This window comes from Bradyrhizobium sp. CCBAU 25360 (genome assembly GCF_028128695.1).
GTDB lineage: Bacteria > Pseudomonadota > Alphaproteobacteria > Rhizobiales > Xanthobacteraceae > Bradyrhizobium > Bradyrhizobium ottawaense.
Genome location: NZ_LBJA01000041.1, coordinates 61,235 through 84,980 on the forward strand (window position 1 = coordinate 61,235; position 23,746 = coordinate 84,980).

The following is a 23,746-nucleotide window of genomic DNA, read 5'->3' on the forward strand; positions in this document are numbered from 1 at the left end:
GGCCATGACGGTGCTCGATATCAAGCTGTTTCGCGACGTCAGAAGGCTCTGGGCGCAGGTGCTCGCCGTCGCGCTGGTCGTCGGCGGCGGCGTTGCGACGCTGGTGCTCGCGGTCGGCTCCCATCGCTCGCTCGAGGAAACCCGGATCGCATACTACGAACGTTACGGCTTCGCCGACGTGTTCGCTCAAGCGAAGCGCGCGCCCAAGGCGCTCACCGGTAGGATCGGCGAGATCCCCGGCGTCGCCGCCGTCGATGCTCGTATCGCTAAGCCGGCGCTGCTGGACATTCCCGGCTTCTCGGAGCCGGCCAGCGCGCAGTTCGTCTCGCTGCCCGACAACGGCGAAGCGCATCTGAACCGGCTCTACATGCGGTCCGGACGGTTCCCGGAGTCGGGACGGACGGAGGAGGTGGTCGTCAACGAGCCGTTCGCCCGGGCTCACGGCTTCTCGGAAGGGGCGCGGTTCTCGGCCATCCTGAATGGCAAGAAGCGCGAACTCGTGATTGTCGGCACCGCGTTGTCACCCGAATTCGTCTACACCGTCGGCCCTGGCGATCTGATGCCGGACGATCGCCGCTACGCCATCGTCTGGATGTCGGAGAAGTCGCTCGCCAGTGTCTATGATCTCGATGGCGCATTCTCGGCGGTGTCAGTCAAGCTGCAGCCTGGGGCGTCGGAGCGCGACGTGATCGCGCGGGTCGACGCGTTGCTCGACCCGTATGGCGGGCAGGCGGCGCATGGCCGGAAGGACCAGACCTCGCACGCCTGGCTCGATCATGAACTCGACATGCTCAACAACATGAGCCGCACGTTGCCACCGATCTTTCTGCTGGTGGCCGCGTTCTTGGTCAACCTCACTTTGACCCGGCTGGTCGCGCTCGAGCGCGAACAGATCGGCCTCTTCAAGGCGCTCGGCTATTCGGACCGCAGCGTCGTGCTGCATTATCTGAAGTTCGTGGCATTGATCGTTGCGACCGGAATCCTCCTGGGCGGCGTCGCCGGCACCTGGCTCGGATTGCGCGTCACCGCCCTGTTCGGCGACTTCTTCCACTTTCCGTTCCTGGTATTCGCGAAGGCGCCGGATCTGTACGTCACCGCCGGCGCGCTCAGCGCGGCGGCCGCTGCCATCGGCGCGCTGCGGGCGCTGCGGGACGTGGTCAAGCTGCCGCCGGCCGTTGCAATGCAACCGCCCGCGCCGCCGGTCTATCGGCGGCTGTTGCCGGCAAGCATTCAGCTCGACCAGATCGTATCGCAGCCGACGCTCATGATGATACGTAACATCGCGCGGCATCCTGCGCGCGCCGTGTTCACGGCGCTTGGCATGGCGCTGGCCACGGCCATCCTGGTCGTCTCGTTGTTCACGCGCGACTCGATGGAGCACCTGATCGACGTAACCTACTTCCTCGCCGACCGGCAGGATGCGACCATCGGCTTTGCCGAGAAGCGCATCGCGAACGTGGTGGAGCAGGTGAGCCGACTGCCGGGCGTTCTCTCGGCCGAACCGTTCCGCGAGGTGCCCGTCCGGATTCGCCACGGCAACGTCGAACGCCGGATCATGATCAGCGGCCGGCCCGCCGATGCAGACTTGCGGCGTATCATCGGCGCCGACCTTCATCCGGTCGCGCTGCCAGAGACGGGCCTTGCGCTGTCCGGCATGCTAGCTCAGATCCTCGGCGTCCGCGCCGGTGACACCGTCGAACTCGATATGCTGGAGGGTACCCGTCGCACGGTCACGACGCCGGTCGTGGCGACGGTCGAGGATTATTTCGGCATCAGGGGGATGATGGAGATTGGGGCGCTCCGCAAGCTGATGCGTGAAGCGCCGGTCGTGAGCAGTGTGAACCTCAGCCTCGACGAGAGCCGGAGGGAGGATTTCTACGCGGCGGTGAAGTCCATGCCGACGGTTGGCGGCGTGGCGCTGCAGCGTCTCTCGCTCGCGAACTTCCGCAAGACGGTCGCACTGCTCATCACCACAATGGCGAGCATCTACACCGGTCTCGCCGCCGTGATCGCGTTTGGCGTGGTCTACAACAACGCCCGAATCTCACTGTCCGAACGGGCGCGCGAGCTGGCGAGCCTGCGCGTGCTTGGCTTCACGCGCGGCGAGGTGCTGCGCATCCTCCTGCTCGAACTCGCCATCCTCACCCTGATAGCGCAGCCGCCGGGCTGGGTGATGGGCTATGGGCTTGCATGGGTGATGAAGTCCAATCTGGCCGGCGAGCTGATGCGTGTCCGCCTCGTCGTCGAGCATTCCACCTACGTCATCGCGACTTCCGTCGTGGTGCTGGCTGCCGTCGCCTCCGCCGCGGTCATCCGCGAACGCATCGACAAACTGGACCTCGTCGCGGTCCTCAAGACGCGAGACTAGCCATGTCGGCCAACTGGACCAAACGTTTCATCGGCGCTGCGCTTCTAGCCGCCATCGCGAGCGGGCTGGCCTGGTTTGCTTGGCCGCGCCCGGTTCTGGTCGATCTCGCAACCCTGGCCAAGGGTCCGATCGAAGTTACCGCGGACGATGACGGCAAGACGCATGTTCGCCACGTCTACACGGTCTCGGCGCCCATCGCTGGAAAGGTCCTCAGGATTTCGCATCCGCTCGGCGAGCAGGGACCTTCGCTTCACGTCGGCGACGAGGTGACCGCCAACCAGACCGTCGTCGCTCTCATGCAGCCGACGCTGCCGGGATTCATCGACGTGCGCTCGCGCGACCAGCTTCAGGCCGAGGTGCTGGCTGCCGATGCGGCCATTCAGCAGCAGGAGGCCGAAGTGAAGCGGATCGAGGCCGCGCTGGACTTCTCCCGGACCGAGTTCCAGCGGGCGCAGACGCTGCTGCGGACGCAGTCCACCTCGGCTCAGGCCTTCGACAAGGCGAAATTCGAGGTCGCCACCAACGAAGCCGCCCTGGCTAGTGCGAAGGCTCAGATCGAGATGCGTCGCGCAGTGCGCACCAGTCTTGCGGCGCGGCTGATGGACCCTGCCAATGCCGCGCCGTCAGCGGAGCCGATGTGCTGCGTCCGCGTGCTCGCACCGGCGAGCGGACGGGTGCTGAAGATCATCCAGGACAGCGAGGCGACGGTTCTGCCCGGGACGTCGTTGATCGACATCGGCAACCCGCTCGATCTGGAGGTTGTGGCTGACCTGCTGTCGATCGATGCCGTGCAGATCAAGGTTGGCGCGCCCGTGCGGATCGACGGCTGGGGCGGGCAGCCGATCAGGGGCAAGGTGGTCCGTGTCGACCCCGCCGGCTTCCTGAAGGTTTCGGCGCTGGGTATCGAGGAACAGCGGGTCCGGGTCACCATCGATTTCAGCGACCCGCCAGAGAATTGGGCCTCGCTTGGCCACGACTACCGCGTCGTTGTGCATGTGACGACATGGAGCGCCCAGGACGCCCTGTCCGTGCCGGTAAGCGCTTTGTTCCGGAGAGGCGATCAGTGGGCCGTTTTTGTCGACCAGAACGGCCGGGCCCGGACGACTCTCGTCCAGATCGGCCACCGCAACAACCGCCTCGCGGAGGTTCTCTCGGGTCTCGTTGCCGGAGACCGCGTCGTGCTGCATCCAAGTGACCGGATCTCCGATGAAACTAGGATCGCGCAAAGAGAGTAGAGGGCCCGCGCCGGCACGCTACCGAGCAGAGCGATATGCAGGTGTCAGGCCGCAGCGCGGCCCAGGTCGAGCGATGGCCTGCGTTTCGTCGGGAAGCTCAGCGCCACCGCGACGGCGGCGAGCCCGATCGCGAAGGAGCCGGCGTGCAGCCATGTGTAGCGCTGGAAATTGTCGAACACGAGTCCGCCGGCCCACGGCCCGAGCGCCATGCCGAGGCTGGCGAAGGCCGACACCGCGCCGAACACGGTGCCCATGATGCGCGCGCCGAAGAATTCGCGGACCAGCACCGCATACAGCGGCATCACCCCGCCATAGGCGAGGCCGAACACCACCGAGAGCGCGTAGAATTCGCCGAGCTGCGCCACTGCGAGATAGGTCGCGATGCACATCGCCTGCACGAGCAGGCCGCCGACAAGCACGGGCTTCGCGCCGATGCGATCGGCCAGCGCGCCCAACAGCAGGCGGCCGCCGAGGCCCGAGACGCCGGCGACGCTGTAGACCGTCACCGCCGTGAGCGGTGCGATGCCGCACACCATCGCATAGGCCACCATGTGGAAGATCGGGCCGGAATGCGCCGCGCAGCAGGCGAAATGCGCCGCCGCGAGCGCGATGAATTGCGGCGTGCGCAGCGCCTGCGCCGCGGTCAGCTCGACCTCCGGTGTTGCGTCTGCCGTGGCGGCGCCCGCCGCCACCGGCGCCGGACGCACCAGGAAGCAGGCCGGGATCAGCAGCGCCCACGAAGCGATGCCGATCACCAGCATCGCGGTGCGCCAGTCATAGGCCGTGATCAGCCAGCTCGCAGTCGGCGCGATCGTCACCGGCGACACGCCCATGCCGGCGGAAACCAGCGCCACCGCAAGGCTGCGGTTTGTCTCGATCCAGGCGCTCGCGAGCGCCATCATCGGTGCGTAGAAGCTGCCGGCGGCAATGCCGATCAGCACGCCGAAGCAAAGCTGGAATTGCCACAGGCTTGTCGCCTGGCTCGCCGTGACGAGACCGAGCCCCAGCAGAACGCTTCCCGCGAGAACCACGATGCGCGTGCCGAACCGGTCCGACAGCGCGCCCCACAGGAACGCGGCAAATCCCATGCAGAGGAAATCCAGCGTTGCCGCCGCCGATACACCGGCGCGCGACCAGCCCATCGCTTCCGAAATCGGCTGCAGGAACACTGCCAGCGACAGCATCGTGCCGAAGCCCACACAGGTCATCAGCGCGCCTGCAGCGACCACGACCCAGCCATAGTCGAAGCGTGATGCCTTGCTCATGCGTTTCCTCAGCGCTGTTGGTTTTGTTGGTGAGGCGCGGGAGGGATGGTGGCCTATCAGACGGCGGAGGGCAAGGCTGGCGGCTGCGCGTTTTCGTAACCCGTCGTCATCCGGGGCGCGCCACTTGGCGCGAACCCGGAATCCATCTCTCCGTGTTGCCTGCTGTACGATGGATTCTCAGATGCGCAATTGCGCAATGCCATCGTGCCACTGTTTTGCCCGATGGGTCAAATTGATTTCTAAAAATCGAAAACTCCAATCCAGACAAGCCTTCGCCTAATGTGCATGGGGTTGTTTTCGATATTTTTGTTTCGCCGGGTCCCGGCCAAAACGCAAATGCCCGGGACGAGCCCGGGCATGACGGCGGCTGATGTGACTGTGAAAGCTTACCCCCGCCTCAGCTATCCACCTTCAGCGCGGCAATGAAGGCTTCCTGCGGGATGTCGACCTTGCCGAACTGCCGCATCTTCTTCTTGCCTTCCTTCTGCTTCTCCAGAAGTTTTCGTTTACGCGTGATGTCGCCGCCGTAGCATTTTGCGGTGACGTCCTTGCGCAGGGCGCGCACCGTCTCGCGGGCGATCACCTTGCCGCCGATCGCCGCCTGGATCGGGATCTGGAACATGTGCGGCGGGATCAGCTCCTTCATCTTCTCGACCATGGCGCGGCCGCGCCCCTCCGCGCGGGTGCGGTGGACCAGCATCGAGAGCGCGTCGACCGGCTCGTTGTTGACGAGGATCTGCATCTTGACGAGGTCGGCCGGCTTGTAGTCGGTGAGATGATAGTCGAACGAGGCGTAGCCCTTGGAGACCGACTTGAGGCGGTCGTAGAAGTCGAACACGACCTCGTTGAGCGGCAAATCGTATTTCACCATGGCGCGGGAGCCGACGTAAGTGAGCTCCTTCTGCGAGCCGCGGCGGTCCTGACACAGCTTCAGCACGCTGCCGAGATATTCGTCGGGTGTCATGATCGTGGCCTCGATCCAGGGCTCCTGGATCTCGGCGATCTTGACCACGTCGGGCATGTCGACGGGATTGTGGATCTCGATCTCTTGGCCGTCGGTGAGCTTCATCTTGTAGATGACGCTCGGCGCGGTCGCGATCAGATTGAGATCGAACTCGCGCGACAACCGCTCCTGAATGATCTCGAGATGCAGAAGTCCGAGGAAGCCGCAGCGGAAGCCGAAGCCGAGTGCGGCCGAGGTCTCCATCTCGAACGAGAAGCTGGCGTCGTTGAGGCGCAGCTTGCCCATGGCGCCGCGCAGCGTTTCGAAATCGTCGGCGTCGACCGGGAACAGGCCGCAGAACACCACGGGGATTGCCGGCTTGAAGCCCGGCAGCATTTCGGTGACAGGCTTCCTGTCGTCGGTGATGGTGTCGCCGACGCGGGTGTCGGCGACTTCCTTGATCGCGGCGGTGATGAAGCCGATCTCGCCGGGGCCGAGCTCGTCGACCTGCTGCATCTTCGGCGTGAAGAAGCCGACGCGCTCGACGTCATAGGCGGCGCCCGTGCCCATCATGCGCACGCGGCTGCCCTTCTTCATGACGCCGTCGACGACACGGATGAGAACGACGACGCCGAGATAGACGTCGTACCAGCTGTCGACCAGCAGCGCCTTCAAGGTCGCACTCCGGTCGCCCTTCGGCGGCGGCAGGCGGGTGACGATGGCTTCCAGCACGTCGGGCACGCCGAGGCCGGTCTTGGCCGAGATCATCACCGCGTCGGAGGCGTCGATGCCGATGACGTCCTCGATCTGCTGCTTGATCTTCTCGGGCTCGGCCGCGGGCAGGTCGACCTTGTTCAGGACCGGGACGATCTCGTGATTGTTGTCGAGTGCCTGGTAGACGTTGGCGAGCGTCTGCGCCTCGACGCCCTGGCTGGCGTCGACCACCAGCAGGGAACCTTCGCAGGCCGCCAGCGACCGCGAGACTTCGTAGGCGAAGTCGACATGGCCGGGCGTGTCCATCAGGTTGAAGATGTAATCCTTGCCGTCCTTGGCGCGGTACGAAAGCCGCACCGTCTGCGCCTTGATGGTGATGCCGCGCTCGCGCTCGATGTCCATGGAATCGAGCACCTGCTCCTTGCCCGCCATTTCGCGGTCGGAGAGGCCGCCGGTCATCTGGATCAGACGGTCGGCCAGCGTCGATTTGCCATGGTCGATATGGGCGACGATGGAGAAATTGCGGATGTTGGAAATGGGGACGGTCGTCATGGGCGCGGGATACCACTCACATCCCCGTGCGGCAACCATATTGCTGTAATTTCAGGGCCTTTGTTCACGCCAAGCTGATTCCAAGATGGGCCAAAACGCGCTAGGCAAGCGCCCATGTCGACCACGTCTCTTCCCTCCCCTGAAGTGCGCACGAAGGCCCGCCTGAGCTTTGGCCGCTTCCGGGCCTGGCTGGTTGCCTGCGCGGTCCGCCCCGAGGCGAGATTGTGGCTGGTGATCCAGCTCGCCATCCTCCATGCGGTGCTCTGGACCTTCATCCTGATCAATCTGAAGGCCGCGCAGGACGTTCACATGGACGTCGCAGAGGCCTATGGCTGGGGCCAGAAATTCCTATGGGGCTATGGCAAGCATCCGCCGCTGTCGGGCTGGGTCGCCGGGCTCTGGTTCAAGGTGTTCCCGGCGGCGGACTGGGCGACCTATGCGCTGGCGATGGCGACGGTCAGCGCCGGCATGGTGATCTGCTGGCTGGTTGCCTTGCGCGTGGTGGACGCGCGGCGCGCGTTCCTGGTCGTGGTGATGGTCGCGCTCTACCCGATCTTCAATTTCAAGGGGTTCAAGTACAACCCGGATCTGCTCCAGCTCGTCACCCTGCCGCTGCTGGTGCTCGCCTATCTCAACGCGTTCGAGAAGCGGAGCTGGCGGTCCGGAGTCCTGCTCGGCCTTGCCGGCGCGCTGGCGCTGATGACCAAATACTGGGTGCTGACCATGATCGGCGCCATCGGGCTCGCCGCGCTGATCCATCCGGAGCGGATGAGATTTTTGGTATCGCCGGCGCCGTGGGTCGCGATCGTGACGATGGTCGTGGCGATGATCCCGCACGTGGTCTGGCTGGCCGAGGCGCATTTCGTGCCGCTGACCTATGCCGGCGACACCTACAGCCTCGCGGACAGCGGCCAGGTGCATCAGCTCGTCACCGGCTACATGCTGCATAATCTCGGGCTGCTGGCATTGCCGGTGGCGCTGGCCGGGCTCGCGATGGCGCTGGTGCCGCCGTCGTTCACATTGTTGCTGCGCGCGCCCTTGCGTATCGTCACGCGCGCCTGGGCGCGCGGCGCCAATCCGGGCGTCAATGTCTCGCAGGCGCTGAACGTGTGGATGATCCAGATCATCGTCGCATTCGGCCCGCCGCTCGGCGCGCTGGTCTTCGGCGTCTACCTGAAGACCGATTGGGGCATCTCGCTGTTCTTCCTGGTGCCGCTCGCGCTGGTCGCGATTCCCACGCTGCGGGTGCAGGGTGCGAGCCTGTTCAACATCGCCGCGATCTGGCTCGTGCTCAGCGTTGCCACGCTCGCCGCCTCGCCCTGGATCGCCGCGCGCGAGATGACGGCCAATGCCGGCAACACGGCGACCTATGGCGCGCGCTCCGAGCTCGCGCGCGAGCTGACCCAGGCCTGGCACGCGCGCTTCGCCTCGCGCTGGGCGGTCGTTGCGGGGACGATGGAGACGATCCAGCCGATGGTGTTCTACAGCCCCGATCACCCCAGCCCGTTCACGCCGAACGAGGCCTGGGCGTCCGGGCTGACCTCGCTCGACGACGTCAAGACATACGGCTTCATCGGCGTGTTCGATGCGACCGACGAACGCCTGCCCACGTTCGAGAAGTGGATTTCGGAGGTCGCGCCGACCGCCGAGCGCGTGGTGATGACCACGCGCCGCTTCACCCACGGCAAGGCCGGCCCGGCGATGAGCTGGAACGTCTACATCGCGCCACCGGCGAAGTGATTGCGACGTTCTCGGTCTCGTAGGGTGGGCAAAGGCGCGAAGCGCCGTGCCCACCATCTCGCGCTAATCGCAGAAAAGTCGTGGGCACGCTTCCGCCTTCGCCCTCCGGGCTTCGGCGGACAAGTCGCTTTGCCCACCCTACGGCACTGAGCGTGTAGCGCGAGAGGGGCCTAAACCCCTTCCTCGTTGAACTTGCTTTCAACGAGCTCGGTGATCGCCGCGAGCGCAGCTTCGGCATCCGTGCCGGCGGCGGCGACGGTGATCGTCGTGCCCGGTCCGGCGGCAAGCATCATCAGGCCCATGATCGAGGTGCCGCCAACCGTCTCGCCACCGCGCGTCACCCAGACCTGCGCATCGAAGCGCTCGACAGCCTGGACGAATTTCGCGGAGGCGCGGGCATGCAGGCCGCGCTTGTTGATGATCAGGAGGTCCTTGGAGATCGCGCCCGCGGGCACGCCTGTCCCCGCTTGTGGCGCCTCGTCGCTCATTTGCCGGCGAGCACGCGACTGGCGATGGTGACGTATTTGCGTCCCGCTTCCTGGGCCATCGCGATCGCGTCGGGCAGCGGACGCTCCTCGCGCACCTTGGCGAGCTTGACCAGCATGGGCAGGTTGATGCCCGCGAGCACTTCGACCTTGGGCCGGCTCATGCAGGATATTGCAAGGTTCGACGGCGTGCCGCCGAACATGTCGGTGAGGATCGCAACGCCGTCGCCGGAATCGACGCGGTTAACCGCCTCGATGATGTCACTTCGGCAGAGATCGGAATCATCTTCGGCACCGATCGTGATCGCTTCGATTTGCTTTTGTGGGCCCATGACATGTTCAAGCGCTGCCTTGAATTCGTCGGCAAGGCGCCCGTGGGTCACAAGTACTAGACCAATCATCGGAAAACTCCTCGCGGGCGCTTTTGGTGCACCGCACGAACGCGCCACTTTGACCATCCAGAGCCCCTGCGCAAGAGGGGATGTTGCGTATCTCCCTGAATCTAGACGGATGGATGAGGGGAGCTGCGCCGGTCTATTCGGTCGCGATAGTGGGGTTCATATGGTTACCATTTCCCTTCAAACAATCGCCTGAAGGGTTAACCGAAGATGAACTCTTGGTAGTGGTCAAGGCCGCGACAACCAGTGGGAGGGGTGAATATCCGCGGCTAACAGGGATTCGCGGTATTTCGACACCGGAAATGATGGTTTTCAGCGATTCCGTCGCAGGCAGGCGCTCGGCGTCCGCGGCATCCAGATCGACCACGAGACCGACGGTCGCATGCTCCACGAAGTCGCAGTGGCGGATCCCGAGGCCCCGGATCTCGATCAGGCCAGCCAATACCGGCGCGGGGCGGACTTCAATTTCATCGCCGACTGTCGCCAGATGGACACGGTCATCCCCGACCAGAACGGCCCTTTCGACCACGCCCGAGCGTCCGGCCATGATCAAATCAAAGGCAAGGCGCGACTTGCCGGAGCCCGAGGGACCGCGGATCAGCACCGCCCGATGTCCGACCTTGACTGCGGAGGCGTGAACGCTGGGCCCGCCGTCGTTCATAGCGCCGGCAGCCTCACCACGAAGCGCGCGCCTGCGACCGTCGGCACGCCCTCCTCATCCGGCGGGCCTGCGCGGTTCTCGGCCCAGATGCGCCCGCCATGGGCGTCGATGATCTGCTTGGAGATCGACAGGCCGAGGCCGGAGTTCTGGCCAAAACCCTGATGCGGACGGTCGGTGTAGAAGCGCTCGAAGATGCGTTCCAGCGCGTCGTCGCGAATGCCGGGGCCGTCGTCGTCGACCACGATCTCGATCTCGGAGCGCGCGCGGCGGCAGGTGAGGCGCACCTTGCTGCCGGGTTCGGAGAACGACTGCGCGTTGGACAGCAGGTTGGAGACCACTTGTCCGAGCCGTGAATCGTGGCCGGACACGGCGAAGGTGTCGGTCGGGCTGCGGCCCTCGAAGCGCGTCTCGACCGCGACGTCGTGGCCGAGCTTGGTCTCGTTGGCGACGGACACCAGCGTCGTCAGCAGGCGGCGCAAATCGACGGGGATCGCGTCCTGGCGCTGCAATTCGGCATCGAGGCGGCTGGCGTCGGAGATGTCGGAGATCAGGCGGTCGAGCCGCTTGACGTCGTGCTCGATCACCTCGAGCAGGCGCGCACGGCTGTTCTCGTTGCGCGCCAGCGGCAGCGTCTCGACCGCCGAGCGCAGCGAGGTCAGCGGGTTCTTCAATTCGTGGGCGACGTCGGCGGCGAACATCTCGATCGCCTCGATGCGGCTGTAGAGCGCGCTCGTCATGTCGCGCAGGGCGCCGGAGAGATGACCGATCTCGTCGCGGCGGCGGGTGAAATCGGGGATCTCGATGCGGGCCTTGATGCGGCGGCGGACGCGCTCGGCGCTGTCGGCAAGCCGGCGCACGGGCCCGGCGATCGTGCTCGCAAGCAGCAGCGACAGCATGATCATGACGGCGGCCGCGACGCCGCCGACTTTCAGGATGGCGAGGCGTTCGGCAGTGACCATCTGGTCGATGTCGTCGCCTTGCGTCGACAGCATCAGCGCGCCGTGGATCGCGCGCGAGCGCAGCACCGGGACAGCGACCGAGACGATCACCTCGCCGCGGGCATTGACCCGCACCATCGAGCGTTTCTGGCCCTGGAGCGCATCGCCCACTTCGGCATAGCCGTTGCCGTTCTCGGGGCCGAGCTCGCGATAGAGCGGCAGGTCGCCGCGGTTCAGCCAGGTGCGCACCGCGACCATGCCGCGCTCGACGAAGCCGGGCTTCTCCGCCGGCGGCGGCAGGTCGAGGCGCAGCACGTTTTCGAGGTTGCGGCTGTCGAGCAGCAGGCTGCCGTTCGGATCGTAGATGCGGGCGCGCGTCTTGGTCGGCGAGATCAGCGTGCGCAGCACCGGCGCCACGCGCTCCGGATTGATCGGGAAGTCCAGCGGCGAGTACTCGTCCGAGCCGCCATAGGTCTCGCCCGGCTTGAGGTCGAGCAGCCGGTCGGGATCGATGGTGATGGCGTTGGTCTGCACCGTGGCGGAGGCCGCGATCGCGCCGGCGATGATCTCGGCCTGCACCAGGAGGCTCTGCGCCCGCGCGTCGATCAGTCCGGCGCGGAATTGCGACAGATACAGGATGCTCGCCACCAGCGCGACGAGGCCGGCGAGATTGAGCGAGACGATGCGGCGGGTCAGGCTGGAGAAGGACAGCGCGAAGAAGAATTGCCCGGCGCGCTTGAGCCAGTTCAGCGGTCGGAAGCCCTGCGGCTTGTCTTCGGCAAATTGCTCCGGAACGCCGTCGGATGTGATCTCCCCGGCGCTCTGGTTCTCGTCAGGCTGCGTTCGGTCAAGCAATGCTTACGCCCGCGTTAGGACAGCTCGTGGCAATGGTCCCCGCATCCTAGAGCCATCCCGGTCCCGATGAAATCAGAACCGGCGATGCTCTCAGTCTTTCGTGAAGGCGCCTCGCGCCTCAGGCTTCCTTGAAGCGGTAGCCGACGCCGTACAGCGTCTCGATCATCTCGAACTCGTTGTCGACCACCTTGAACTTCTTGCGCAGCCGCTTGATGTGGCTGTCGATGGTGCGGTCGTCGACATAGACCTGGTCGTCATAGGCGGCGTCCATCAGCGCGTTGCGGCTCTTCACCACGCCGGGCCGGGTCGCGAGCGCCTGCAGGATCAGGAATTCCGTGACGGTCAGCGTCACCGGCTCGTTCTTCCAGGTGCAGGTATGCCGTTCCGGATCCATGCGCAGCAGGCCGCGGTCGAGCGCCTTGGCGTCGTTCTCCTTCGGCGCGACGGTCGGGTCCTTCGGCGCCGAGCGGCGCAGCACCGCCTTGACGCGCTCGACCAGGAGGCGCTGCGAGAACGGTTTGCGGATGAAATCGTCGGCGCCCATCTTGAGGCCGAACAGCTCGTCGATCTCCTCGTCCTTGGAGGTCAGGAAGATCACCGGCAGGTCGGACTTCTGCCTGAGCCGGCGCAGCGTCTCCATGCCGTCCATGCGCGGCATCTTGATGTCGAGGATGGCGAGATCGGGCTGGGTGGTGCGGAAACCGTCAAGCGCGGAAGCGCCGTCGGTGTAGGTCATGATGCGGTAGCCTTCGGCTTCCAGCGCGATCGAGACGGATGTGAGAATGTTGCGGTCGTCGTCGACCAAAGCGATTGTGGGCATGAGCCTCTGCTTTCTGCTTTCCGTTTGGGTCGTGGCTTGAAACGGCGAGCAATCCAGTGATGCGCCGCATACATGGGTGCCGATGTCGGCGTTCGAACCTTGTCACCGAGCAATGCAAGCTGGGCTGAAGTGTGACCAAGTTCCACGAAACGCGGCAGATTCGCCGCATGTCGACCCATAACCAGGCCCCCGTTTACCCGAAAAAAGGCCTCCCTTGCAACCACCTGAGCCGAGAAAGCCGATGCAACCGACCCCTGATTTCGACCCCGCAAAGCTCGCCAAATCCCTGCTGCGGCGATCGCGGCAGGGGGCGCTGGCAACTCTCATGGCCGGCAGCGGCGACCCCTATTGTTCCCTGGTCAATCTGGCCAGCCATCCCGACGGTTCCCCCATCCTGCTGATCTCGGGCCTCGCCGTGCATACAAGGAACCTTCTCGCCGACAGCAGGGTCTCCCTGATGCTGGACGAGCGGGCGGCGGGCGATCCGCTGGAAGGCGCCCGGATCATGCTGTCCGGCCGGGCGGAGCAGGCTGATGCCGAGAGGGATTTGCTCCAGCGACGTTATCTCAATGCGCATCCGTCGGCGGAAGGCTTTGTTTCCTTTAAGGATTTCTCTTTTTTTCGGATCCGCCCCACGGGAACTCATCTGGTCGCCGGCTTCGGCCGGATCGTCGATCTCAAGCCCGCCCAGTTCCTCACGGACCTCTCCGGCGCCGAAGATCTGCTGGCAGCGGAGGAGGGGGCGGTCGCGCATATGAATGCCGATCATCGCGACGCCATGGGCCTCTATGCGACAAAGCTCCTTGGCGCTGCCGCGGGGGACTGGCGTTGCACCGGCTGCGATCCGGAAGGCCTCGATATGCAGGACGGCCAGACCGCGCTGCGGCTGGACTTCCCGGAGCGGGTGACGGACGGCACGTCGCTGCGCAAGATGCTGGTCCGCCTTGCTGGCGAAGCGCGCATGAAGATGGACTAGAACGCAACAATTTGAACGCCGCGACCCATCGCTGCGACCCAAGACGGTCAGGTCTTAAGGCTCGCAGCGAGAGGGTTCATGGCGCGTCGTCGTTTGGCATTGGCTGCGGGTCTGGCGCTCGCGATCACCACGTCGCTTGCCACGCCCGGCCTTGCCCAGAAGAGCGATCTGTCGGCGCAGAGCGGGCGCATCAATGCGCTCCGGAGCGCCGGCAAATATTCGGAGGCGCTGCCGCTGGCGCAGGCCATGGTGGCCTCGCTCGAGAAGACCAGCAACAACCGCGACCTCGCCGCGGCGCTCAACAATCTCGGGCAGATTTACGCCGACCAGGGCCACGACGATCAGGCCGAGCCGCTCTACAAACGCGCCATCGCGCTGATGGAGAAGGGGACCGGTCAGGGCAGCGTCGAGATTGCGCCGCTCCTGAACAATCTCGCCGCGCTCTATCAGCGGCAGAGCCGCTTCACCGAAGCCGAACCGCTGTTCAAGCGTGCGCTGGCCGTTCGCGAAAAGGCGCTGTCGCGCGAGCATCCCGATGTCGGCCAGGCCCTGAACAATCTCGCCACGCTCTACGTGAAGCAGGAGCATTTTGCCGACGCCGAGCCGCTGTTTCAGCGGGCCCTCGCGATCTATCAGAAGGCCGCCGGGCCCGAGCATCCCGCGGTTGCCACCGTCCTGAACAATCTCGGCCAGGTCGATCGCGACCTCAACCGCGATGCCGATGCCGAAGCGCCGATCAAGCGCTCGCTCGCGATCCGCGAAAAGGTGCTGGGCCCGGATCATCCCGACGTGGCGCGCTCGCTCAACAATCTCGCCGGGCTCTACGAGCACCAGCAGCGCTATGCCGAGGCCGAGCCGCTCTATCGCCGCGCGCTTGCCATCCGCGAGCGGGCGCTCGGGGCGGATCATCCCGATGTCGTGACTTCGACCAGCAATCTCGCTTATTTCCTTCAGGTGTCGGGCCGCAACGCCGAGGCCTTGCCGTTTGCGCAGAAGACGCTTGCCGCCAACCGCGCGCAGCTGCGCACCGTGCTGCCGGTTCTGTTCGCTGCGCGCCAGCAAACGCTCCTGGCGAGCGACAAGGCGCTTGATGACGCGCTCGGCGCGATCCAGCGCGGCACGCAATCTTCCGCCGCCTCTGCCGTGAACAAGCTCGCGGTGCGATTGGCCGCCGGCAGCGATCGGCTCGCCGAGCTGGTGCGTCGGGATCAGGATCTCGCGGCCGAGGCCGAGGCGCTCGACAAGGCGATCATCACCGCGGTGTCGAAGCAATCGGCGCAGCGGGACGTCGCGGCCGAGCAGCGCAGCCGCGCGCGGATCGTTGCGATTGCAAGCGAACGCGCGGGGCTGCAAAAGTCGCTCACGCTCGAGTTTCCCGACTACGCCTCGCTCTCCAACCCGCTGCCGCTGGCGGTGAAGGACATCCAGCCGCTGCTGTCGGCCGATGAGGCGATGGTGATCTATTCCGTCGTCGACAAGCGGAGCTACGTCATCGCGATCACGCGCGATGGCGCCGACTGGAAGGAGATCTCGCTCGGCGCGGACGCAATGGCGCGGAAAGTCTCGGCCTTCCGCAGGGGGCTGGATGTCGGCAAGGCGCGCGATGCCTCCGGCAAATCGGGCCTGTTCGATCTCGCGCTCGCCAACGAGCTCTATGTCGCGCTGCTCGGCCCGGTCGAGGCGTTGACGAAGGACAAGCGCAATCTGCTGGTCGTGCCATCGGCGGCGCTGACCGCATTGCCGTTCCATCTGCTGGTCACCGAGAAGCCGCAGGCTGCGATTCCGGACAGGCTCGACGGCTATCGCGACGCCGCCTGGCTGCTCAGGCGTCAGGCCGTCTCGGTGCTGCCGTCGGTGATCAGCCTGAAATCGCTGCGTGCCTTCGCGCGCAGGGATCAGGGCGCAAAGCCGATGACCGGCTTCGGCGATCCCGTCTTCAATCCCGCAGCCGAAGGGCCCGCCGACCGTCGCGCCGCAGGCGGCAAGGTCGCGGCGCGCAGCATTGCGACGATTGCCTATACCGATTTCTGGCGCGGCGCCGGGGTCGATCGCGCGCGGCTGGCGCAGGCGTTGCCGCAACTGCCCGATACCGCCGACGAGCTGAACGCGGTGGCAAGGGACGTCGGCGCCAATGATGCCGACATCCATCTCGGACGCGATGCCAGTGAAACGACGCTGAAGCGTGCAGCGCTTGCCCAATACGGCATCATCTATTTTGCCACCCACGGCCTCGTTGCCGGCGACGTCAAGGGACTGGGCGAGCCCTCGCTTGCATTGTCCATTCCCGATCAGCCGTCTGAGCTCGACGACGGCCTTCTGACCGCGAGCGAAGTGGCCCAGCTCAAGCTCAACGCCGATTGGGTGGTTCTGTCCGCCTGCAACACCATCGCCGGCGACAAGCCCGGGGCCGAAGCGCTGTCGGGATTGGCGCGCTCTTTCTTCTATGCCGGTGCCCGTGCGCTTCTGGTCTCGCATTGGGCCGTGGATTCGGAAGCCGCCACCCGCCTCACCACATCGACGTTCGAGTTGCTGAAGAACGAACCGAAAATCGGTCGCGCCGAAGCCTTGCGCCGCGCGATGTTAACGTTTGTCGACGACACCTCGTCACCGCGCAACGCCTACCCGGCGATGTGGGGACCATTCGCGCTCATTGGCGAAGGCGAGGTACGATAAGCCGGCAGCCGGAATTGTGCGTCGCAAAAACCATCATCAACGCCGAATTCCGCATTTGGTTGCGCGATCATTCGTGATTTTTTGATGCAGCTGCTCAGAGCTGACATGCGCGACGTTTGGCGCGGTCCTTGAATAAACCAAATCCTGCGGGATCAGCTTGGCAACGCCAGCGTTCATCATTATTAGGTCGCCCAGCCGAGGCCGGTTGGCCTATAAATCACGGTGACCGCGATGGTGCTGAAGTTCTGGTCGCGCTGAATGTCGCGGGTTCTAGGAGGATTTTTCGTGCAAGAGACGGGCGTGCGCAACGGTGCCTACGGCGCCGACAAGTTCGGTTTAAAGAATCTCAAGCAGGTTCACTGGAACCTCGGTGCGCCGCAACTCTATCAATACTCGCTCACTGCGGGCGAGGCGGTGCTGTCCGCTGACGGCGCACTCTGCGCCGACACCGGCGAGTTCACCGGGCGCAGCCCGAAGGACAAGTTCACGGTGCGTGACGCCACCACCGACAAGAAGATGTGGTGGGCCGGCAACCAGTCGATCACCGCAGAGCAGTTCGAGACGCTCTATCAGGACTTCCTCAAGCACGCCGAAGGCAAGAAGCTGTTCGCGCAGGATCTCTATGGTGGTGCCGACCCGGCCTACCGGATCAAGACCCGTGTCTTCACCGAGCTCGCCTGGCACTCGCTGTTCATCCGCACGCTGCTGATTCGCCCCGAGGCGATCGAGCTGCCGACCTTCGTGCCGGAGCTCACCATCATCGACATGCCGAGCTTCCGCGCCGATCCCAAACGTCACGGCTGCAAGTCGGAGAACGTCGTCGCGATCGATTTCACCCGCAAGATTGTCCTGATCGGCGGCTCTTATTATGCCGGCGAGATGAAGAAGTCGGTCTTCACCACGCTGAACTATTATCTGCCCGAGCGCGGCGTGATGCCGATGCATTGCTCGGCCAATGTCGGCGCCAAGGGCGACGCGGCGATCTTCTTCGGCCTGTCCGGCACCGGCAAGACCACGCTGTCGGCGGATCCCAACCGCACGCTGATCGGTGACGACGAGCACGGCTGGGGCCCGAACGGCGTCTTCAACTTCGAAGGCGGCTGCTACGCCAAGTGCATCAAGCTGTCGCAGGAAGCCGAGCCCGAGATCTTCGCGGCCTCGACCCGCTTCGGCGCGGTGCTCGAGAACTGCGTGCTCGACGAAGACACCCGCGTGGTGGATTTCGACGACGGCTCCAAGACCGAGAACACGCGCTCGGCCTATCCGCTCGACTTCATCCCGAACGCCTCGCGCACCGGCCGCGCGCCGCAGCCGAAGAACGTGGTGATGCTCGCCGCCGACGCCTTCGGCGTGCTGCCGCCGATCGCCAAGCTCTCGCCGGCGCAGGCGATGTATCACTTCCTGTCCGGCTACACCGCCAAGGTCGCGGGCACCGAGCGCGGTCTCGGCAACGAGCCGCAGCCGGAATTCTCGACCTGCTTCGGCTCGCCCTTCCTGCCGCTCGACCCCAGCGTCTACGGCAACATGCTGCGCGACCTCATCGCCCAGCACAATGTCGATTGCTGGCTGGTCAATACGGGCTGGACCGGCGGCAAGTATGGTGTCGGCTCGCGCATGCCGATCAAGGTGACGCGTGCGCTGCTCACCGCCGCGCTCGACGGCTCGCTTCGCAACGTCGAATTCCGCACCGACAAGTATTTCGGCTTCGCGGTCCCGACCGCGCTGCCCGGCGTGCCGGCCGAGATCCTCAACCCGGTCAACACCTGGAAGGACAAGGACGAGTTCGACAAGACCGCCCGCGCGCTGGTCGGCATGTTCCAGAAGAACTTTGCCAAGTTCGAAGCCCAGGTGGATGCCGAGGTGCGCGCCGCCGCGCCGGACGTGAAGCTCGCGGCGGAGTAAGTTCTCGCAAGATGTGATTGACGAGAAAGGGCGGCTTGATCAGCCGCCCTTTCTTTTGCGGCCTGAGCATCGTCAGGCTGCCTAGCCTGTGCATTGCTTGCGATATTCTGCGGGAGTCGCACTCATATGCCTGCGAAAGATCCGGTTGAGATGGCTCTGGTCGGAGAATCCGCTCAACAGGGCGATCTCCTTCAGTGCAAGCCGGTCCTTGCGCAGATGTTCGCAGGCGCGCTTCACCTTGCGGGTGAGGACGTAGGCGTGCGGGCGCATGCCATAATGCACCTGAAACTTGCGGGTGAACTGCACTGGCGTGCAGTTGCAGATGTTGGCCAGTTCGTCGAGCGTGATATTCCGGAAGATGTTCTGCTCGATATAGTCCTCGATCATCCGCGCATGCGCCGGCCTGAAGCGCCCTTGCGCACAGGGCAGCTTGAACTGCACTGAGGCATATTTTCGCAGGATGTGGACGCTCGCCTGAAGTGCCATGGCGTCGTAGCAGAGCCGGCCGCCCGGACCTCCTGCGGAAACCTCCTGCACCATCTGGTCAGCAATCCAGGCCAGGACCGGATCCTCGATCCTGAGCAGATCATGAAGCTCGACGCTTTCGGTATCCCGGTCAAAAGCCTCGCTTGCGGTCTTCGCCATGAGACTAGGCGAGATGTAGAAATGACTGACTTCGAGGTCATGGCACCATCGCCAGTTCGAAGCTTCCGCGCGCGTCAGCAGCGTCGTGACGCCGCGGCCGACATGATCCTGCTTCCAGGATCCGGTCACGCGGCGTTTCATCGCCGTGGTGCCTTCGCGATAAATTACGATCAGAAAGTTATCGGACGGCGGCACCCAGATATCGGATGGCGCATAGCGGAACACGCGCAGCCGAAAATCGGCTTTTCCCACCGCCGAACTGTCCAGCATCATTTCGCCGGGAGCATAGCGTGGCAGCTCCTCGACCGTGATGAACTGCCCCATCGCGCGAGCCTCCTCCCTGGAGTTTTGGCGGGTCGACTGCTTGTTGTTCTCATTGGCCGATCGGCAAGGCAGCAGCATAGGCCGGATTTGCCATTTGCCAAGCGAGCTCGGGCGAGGTCGGCGCCGGCCTCCGGCTTCATTCAAAGGATTGTCGGTTTTGTTCAAGCCGGGAACGCAGCCCGCCTCATAGCCTCCCTCGCGTTCCGGGCAAGTGCGGAAGAACGGTGAAAAGCCGCAAGCGCTCGCGGGACCGACAAATGACGCGATGCACGACCATCCCATCACACGGCGGGTGAGGAAGGCCGCGCGCTCTGGGAAGAGCTAGGAGGGAAAAATGGCAGAAACGGCGACCAAACCCAATGGAAGCAATGGCGCGCATGTAACGGCGAAATTCGACGCGGTGGTTGTTGGAGCCGGCGTCGCCGGGCTCTATCAGCTCTACCGTTTGCGCGAACAGGGATTGAACGTCAGGGCCATTGACGCGGGCGCAGGCGTGGGCGGCACCTGGTATTGGAATCGCTATCCCGGCGCCCGCTTCGATTCAGAGAGCCACATCTACCAGTACCTGTTCTCCGAGGAGCTCTACAAGGGATGGAGCTGGAGCGAGAAATTCCCCGGCCAGCCGGAAATCGAGCGCTGGCTCAACTACATCGCCGACCGCCTCGATCTGCGCAAGGACATCCAGTTCGGGACGATCGTCAAAAGCGCCCATTTCAACGAAGCCACACAGCGCTGGCTGGTCACGACCGACAGGGGTGACGTGATCGACACCCAGTTTCTGATCACCTGTTGCGGCATGCTCTCCGCCCCGCACGTATCGTTTCCGGGACAGGAGACGTTCAAGGGGCAGCTGTTCCACACGGCGCGCTGGCCCAAGGAGCCGGTCGAATTCGGCGGCAAGCGCGTCGGCGTTATCGGCAACGGCGCAACCGGCATCCAGGTCATCCAGACGATCGCCGGCGAGGTCGGTCATCTGAAAGTCTTTGTTCGCACGCCGCAATACATGATTCCGATGAAGAATCCCAAGTACAGCGAGAAAGATGCGGAGGCCTACAAGTCGAGATTCCAGCACCTCACGGAGCGCCTGCCGCTTACCTTCACCGGATTCGAATATGATTTCGAGCACGCCTGGGCCGGCCTGACGCCGGAGCGGCGCCGGGAGGTGATCGAGGATTGCTGGAACGACGGCTCCCTGAAGCTATGGATATCGTCCTTCGCCGAGTTGTTCTTCGACGCCGAGGTCAACGCCGAAATCTCGGGCTTCGTGCGCGAGAAGATGCGCGAGCGACTGAAGGATCCAAAGCTGTGCGATGCCTTGATTCCGGCCGACTACGGTTTCGGGACGCATCGGGTGCCACTGGAGCAGAACTTCCTCGAAGCCTTCCATCGCCCCAATGTCGAGATCGTCAGCGTCAAGGCCAGTCCGATCGAACGCGTGACACCCACGGGTATTCAGACCGCGGACGGGACGATCCACGAGCTCGACGTCATCGTTCTGGCGACTGGATTCGACGCCGGAACCGGCGCGTTGACGCGCATCGATATCAGGGGCCGCGGTGGGCGGTCGCTGAAGGAGGATTGGAGCAAGGATATCCGCACCACGATGGGCCTGCAGGTTCACGGCTATCCGAACCTGTTCACGACTGCGGTGCCGCTGGCTCCGTCGGCTGCGCTCTGCAACATGACCACCTGTCTCCAGCAGCAGGTCGAATGGATCGACGATTGCATCAGGTTCGTGCGTACGAAGAACCTGAAGGTGGTTGAGCCGACCAAGGATGCCGAAGACGGATGGGTGGCGCATCACGATGAGATCGCCAATGCGACGCTGATCGCGAAGACCAATTCCTGGTACCTGGGCTCGAACGTCGAAGGCAAACCGCGCCGCGTTCTGTCCTATTGCGGGGGCGTCGGCGCCTATCGGCAGAAATGCAACGAGGTCGCTGCCAGCGGCTACCAGGGTTTTACCATGAATTGAGTGCTCGCGAGGCGCTGCATCGACGGAATTCATCCAATACAAACGGGAGGACAACCATGAGCACGAATTTCGGTGCCGCCGCAGACGCCGTTCTCGGCGGCGTCGTCACATCCACGCCGCGTGTGCCCGGCGTCGTCGCGATGGTGACGAACCGCGATCGCAACATCTACGAAGGCGCAGCGGGGAAAAGGCGTGTCGACCAGCCAGCCGAGATGACGACCGACAGCATCTTCGCCATCTTCTCCACGACCAAGGCAGTCACCGGCACGGCCGTGCTGCAACTCGTCGAAGAGGGCAAGCTCGATCTCGACGCACCGGCCAAGCGCTACGCTCCGGACATCGGCAAGCTCCAGGTCATCGAGGGCTTTGATGCCGCGGGTGAGCCGATGCTGCGGGCGCCCAAGCGGGACATCACCACGCGGATGCTGATGACGCATACCGCCGGTCTCAGCTACGACTTCATCAACCACACCTACAACCGCCTGGCCGAGGAGAAGGGCCAGCCCAGCGTCATCACCGCTTCCAAAGCCTGCCTGATGACGCCGCTGCTGTTCGATCCGGGCGAGCGTTGGGACTACGGCACCAATCTCGACTGGTGCGGCCAAATCGTCGAGGCCATCGCCGGGCGCCCGCTTGGAGAGGTTTTCAATACGCGCATCTTCGAGCCGCTCGGAATCAAGAGCATGACCTTCGAGCTGACCGACGCCATGCGCAGCAAACTGGCGGGGATCCACGCGCGCGGCGCCGACGGCTCGTTGACGCCGATGGATTTCGAGCTCCCCGCCAAGCCTGAAGTGCATATGGGTGGCCACGGCCTTTACGGCACGGTCGGCGACTACATGCGTTTCATCCGGATGTGGTTGAATGACGGTGCCGGCGAGCATGGCCGCGTGCTGAAGGCGGAGACCGTGCGCATGGCGGAGAAGAATCATCTCGGAGACAAGAAGGTGACACCGATCACCGGCGTCATCCCGGCGCTGTGCAATGATGCCGAGTTCTTCCCGGGCCAGTCAAAGTCCTGGGCGCTCTCGTTCATGATCAACGACCAGGAAGCACCCACCGGGCGTCCGGCCGGCGCCCTCGGCTGGGCGGGCCTTGCCAATCTGTTCTATTGGATCGACCGGCAGAACGGGTTCGGCGGGTTCTGGGCCACGCAGATTCTTCCGTTCGGCGATCCAACGTCGTTCATCGGTTACATGAATTTCGAGACGGCGTTTTATCAGAGCCTGAGGCAGCGAATGGCGGGTTAGGAACCCCGGCAAGAACGGGACGAGGGGTGGCGAGAGCTCACGCCTTGAAATACGCGATCTGTGTCGAGGTCGCGAGCAGCCTTCCGTTCGGCGACCACAGCTCGGCGTTCTGGTCGGCGTAGCTCTTGTGCATGATCTTCGAATCGGCGGTGGCCAGCACGCGCGTGATGTCCTCAGCCGCGAGCTCGTCGCTGTCGGTGTGGAAATAGGTCGTCAGCGACACCGTGCCGAACGGCACCAGTTCGCGCCGAGCGTGGAAGATGCGGCCGAAGAAGGCGTCCGACATCGACATCAGCGACAGCATGTCGAGCTTGCGCGGCGTGCGGTCGCTGATCCAGATCTTCGAATAGGTGCTGGCGGGCTCGGCCTGCTGCGGGCCGATCCGCATCTGGCCCTCGACGAAGCGGAATTCATACTGGTTGGCCCAGGACGCCGCGATCTTCGGGAACGGCAGCGTCGCTTCGAACGGCTTTGCATCGGGATATTGCGCCACCCGGTGCTCCCAGGACGGCCGGCGCTCGGCGAACACCGCGGTGGCGAGTGTCGCGACCTCGCCGCCACCTTGCGACAGTTCGACGCTCCAGTGCTGGCTGGAGCGGTTGGCCTTCACCAGCCGCACGTCGAGATCGAACGGCCCCTTGGCGATCGGCGCGCAATAATTGACCGTGAGGGCGAGCGGATCGCCGGCGCGTTCCGGATGGTCGATCAGCGCGCGCAAAATGGTCGCGGCGGTGGCGCCGCCGAACGGGCCGACGAAGGCCCAATAATCGTCGCTGGTGTGCCCCTGCCAGCTGGAGTCGCCGGCGGTGACGCGGGTGGCGTCGTCGAAGGGGTGCGGGAGCTTGGCGTGCATGTGTGTTTCCGTCTGTCATCCCGGGGCGATGCGACGGGACCGCGTAGCGCGGCCCAGAGCATCGAACCCGGAAGCTCGAGATTCCGGGTTCGGCTCTGCGAGCCGCCCCGGAATGACGGTCGTCATATCACAGCCATTGCCCGGATGCGCAATTACGTATCGAGTAACCGCGCT

17 protein-coding genes are annotated in these 23,746 nt (G+C 64.5%); 8 read left to right on the forward strand and 9 right to left on the reverse strand.

Going from position 1 to position 23,746, the window contains the following annotated elements; all coding sequences use genetic code 11:
* The first annotated feature begins 4 nt into the window (after positions 1-4).
* Both XH81_RS21945 and XH81_RS21950 read left to right on the forward strand, forming a co-directional pair.
* Positions 5-2,368, forward strand: coding sequence for an ABC transporter permease (locus XH81_RS21945; protein WP_028139803.1), 2,364 nt, complete (start codon positions 5-7; stop codon positions 2,366-2,368).
* Between the two features lie 2 nt (positions 2,369-2,370).
* Positions 2,371-3,603 (forward strand): efflux RND transporter periplasmic adaptor subunit, encoded by a 1,233-nt coding sequence (locus XH81_RS21950; RefSeq protein ID WP_028139804.1) that lies wholly within the window; start codon positions 2,371-2,373, stop codon positions 3,601-3,603.
* A gap of 44 nt (positions 3,604-3,647) precedes the next feature.
* Here XH81_RS21950 and XH81_RS21955 read toward each other — a convergent pair whose 3' ends face one another.
* Entirely contained in the window at positions 3,648-4,868 is a 1,221-nt protein-coding gene (locus XH81_RS21955; RefSeq protein ID WP_028139805.1) for an MFS transporter, read from the reverse strand.
* Between the two features lie 397 nt (positions 4,869-5,265).
* Positions 5,266-7,077 carry a translation elongation factor 4 gene (gene lepA, locus XH81_RS21960; RefSeq protein WP_028139806.1) on the reverse strand — a complete coding sequence of 604 codons (1,812 nt, stop codon included), beginning with the start codon at positions 7,075-7,077 and terminating at the stop codon, positions 5,266-5,268.
* 114 nt (positions 7,078-7,191) lie between these two features.
* On the opposite strand from lepA, the gene XH81_RS21965 reads away from it, so the two are divergent.
* Positions 7,192-8,817 carry a glycosyltransferase family 39 protein gene (locus XH81_RS21965; RefSeq protein ID WP_271596360.1) on the forward strand — a complete coding sequence of 542 codons (1,626 nt, stop codon included), beginning with the start codon at positions 7,192-7,194 and terminating at the stop codon, positions 8,815-8,817.
* A gap of 170 nt (positions 8,818-8,987) precedes the next feature.
* Here XH81_RS21965 and XH81_RS21970 read toward each other — a convergent pair whose 3' ends face one another.
* The 5 genes from XH81_RS21970 to XH81_RS21990 form a co-directional block, all read right to left on the reverse strand.
* Positions 8,988-9,305 (reverse strand): HPr family phosphocarrier protein, encoded by a 318-nt coding sequence (locus XH81_RS21970; protein ID WP_028139808.1) that lies wholly within the window; start codon positions 9,303-9,305, stop codon positions 8,988-8,990.
* Positions 9,302-9,703 carry a PTS sugar transporter subunit IIA gene (locus XH81_RS21975; RefSeq protein ID WP_007597752.1) on the reverse strand — a complete coding sequence of 134 codons (402 nt, stop codon included), beginning with the start codon at positions 9,701-9,703 and terminating at the stop codon, positions 9,302-9,304. Before XH81_RS21975 ends, XH81_RS21970 begins: the two co-directional genes overlap by 4 nt.
* A gap of 133 nt (positions 9,704-9,836) precedes the next feature.
* Complete coding sequence (locus XH81_RS21980; RefSeq protein ID WP_028139809.1) at positions 9,837-10,361, reverse strand: HPr kinase/phosphorylase; 525 nt, start codon at positions 10,359-10,361, stop codon at positions 9,837-9,839.
* Positions 10,358-12,154 carry a sensor histidine kinase gene (locus XH81_RS21985; protein WP_028139810.1) on the reverse strand — a complete coding sequence of 599 codons (1,797 nt, stop codon included), beginning with the start codon at positions 12,152-12,154 and terminating at the stop codon, positions 10,358-10,360. Before XH81_RS21985 ends, XH81_RS21980 begins: the two co-directional genes overlap by 4 nt.
* A 118-nt stretch (positions 12,155-12,272) precedes the next feature.
* Positions 12,273-12,974: a response regulator transcription factor gene (locus tag XH81_RS21990; RefSeq protein WP_008542552.1), complete on the reverse strand. Its 702-nt coding sequence runs from the start codon at positions 12,972-12,974 to the stop codon at positions 12,273-12,275.
* Positions 12,975-13,215: 241 nt separating this feature from the next.
* On the opposite strand from XH81_RS21990, the gene XH81_RS21995 reads away from it, so the two are divergent.
* From XH81_RS21995 to XH81_RS22005, 3 genes are all read left to right on the forward strand, one after another.
* On the forward strand, positions 13,216-13,950 hold the full coding sequence (locus XH81_RS21995) for a HugZ family pyridoxamine 5'-phosphate oxidase (protein ID WP_028139811.1): 735 nt from the start codon (positions 13,216-13,218) through the stop codon (positions 13,948-13,950).
* A 78-nt stretch (positions 13,951-14,028) separates the two neighbouring features.
* Complete coding sequence (locus XH81_RS22000; RefSeq protein ID WP_028139812.1) at positions 14,029-16,623, forward strand: CHAT domain-containing tetratricopeptide repeat protein; 2,595 nt, start codon at positions 14,029-14,031, stop codon at positions 16,621-16,623.
* A 285-nt stretch (positions 16,624-16,908) separates the two neighbouring features.
* A complete protein-coding gene (locus XH81_RS22005; RefSeq protein ID WP_028139813.1) occupies positions 16,909-18,525 on the forward strand; it encodes a phosphoenolpyruvate carboxykinase in 1,617 nt (538 codons plus the stop codon).
* An 81-nt stretch (positions 18,526-18,606) separates the two neighbouring features.
* On the opposite strand, the gene XH81_RS22010 is transcribed toward XH81_RS22005, so the two are convergent.
* A complete protein-coding gene (locus XH81_RS22010; protein ID WP_028139814.1) occupies positions 18,607-19,494 on the reverse strand; it encodes a helix-turn-helix domain-containing protein in 888 nt (295 codons plus the stop codon).
* A gap of 334 nt (positions 19,495-19,828) precedes the next feature.
* On the opposite strand from XH81_RS22010, the gene XH81_RS22015 reads away from it, so the two are divergent.
* Together XH81_RS22015 and XH81_RS22020 are read left to right on the forward strand one after the other, a co-directional pair.
* Entirely contained in the window at positions 19,829-21,469 is a 1,641-nt protein-coding gene (locus XH81_RS22015) for a flavin-containing monooxygenase (protein ID WP_271596361.1), read from the forward strand.
* A gap of 56 nt (positions 21,470-21,525) precedes the next feature.
* A complete protein-coding gene (locus XH81_RS22020; RefSeq protein WP_028139815.1) occupies positions 21,526-22,719 on the forward strand; it encodes a serine hydrolase domain-containing protein in 1,194 nt (397 codons plus the stop codon).
* 37 nt (positions 22,720-22,756) lie between these two features.
* On the opposite strand, the gene XH81_RS22025 is transcribed toward XH81_RS22020, so the two are convergent.
* Positions 22,757-23,572, reverse strand: a complete 816-nt coding sequence (locus tag XH81_RS22025; RefSeq protein ID WP_028139816.1) for an acyl-CoA thioesterase — start codon at positions 23,570-23,572, stop codon at positions 22,757-22,759.
* Positions 23,573-23,746 lie beyond the last annotated feature (174 nt).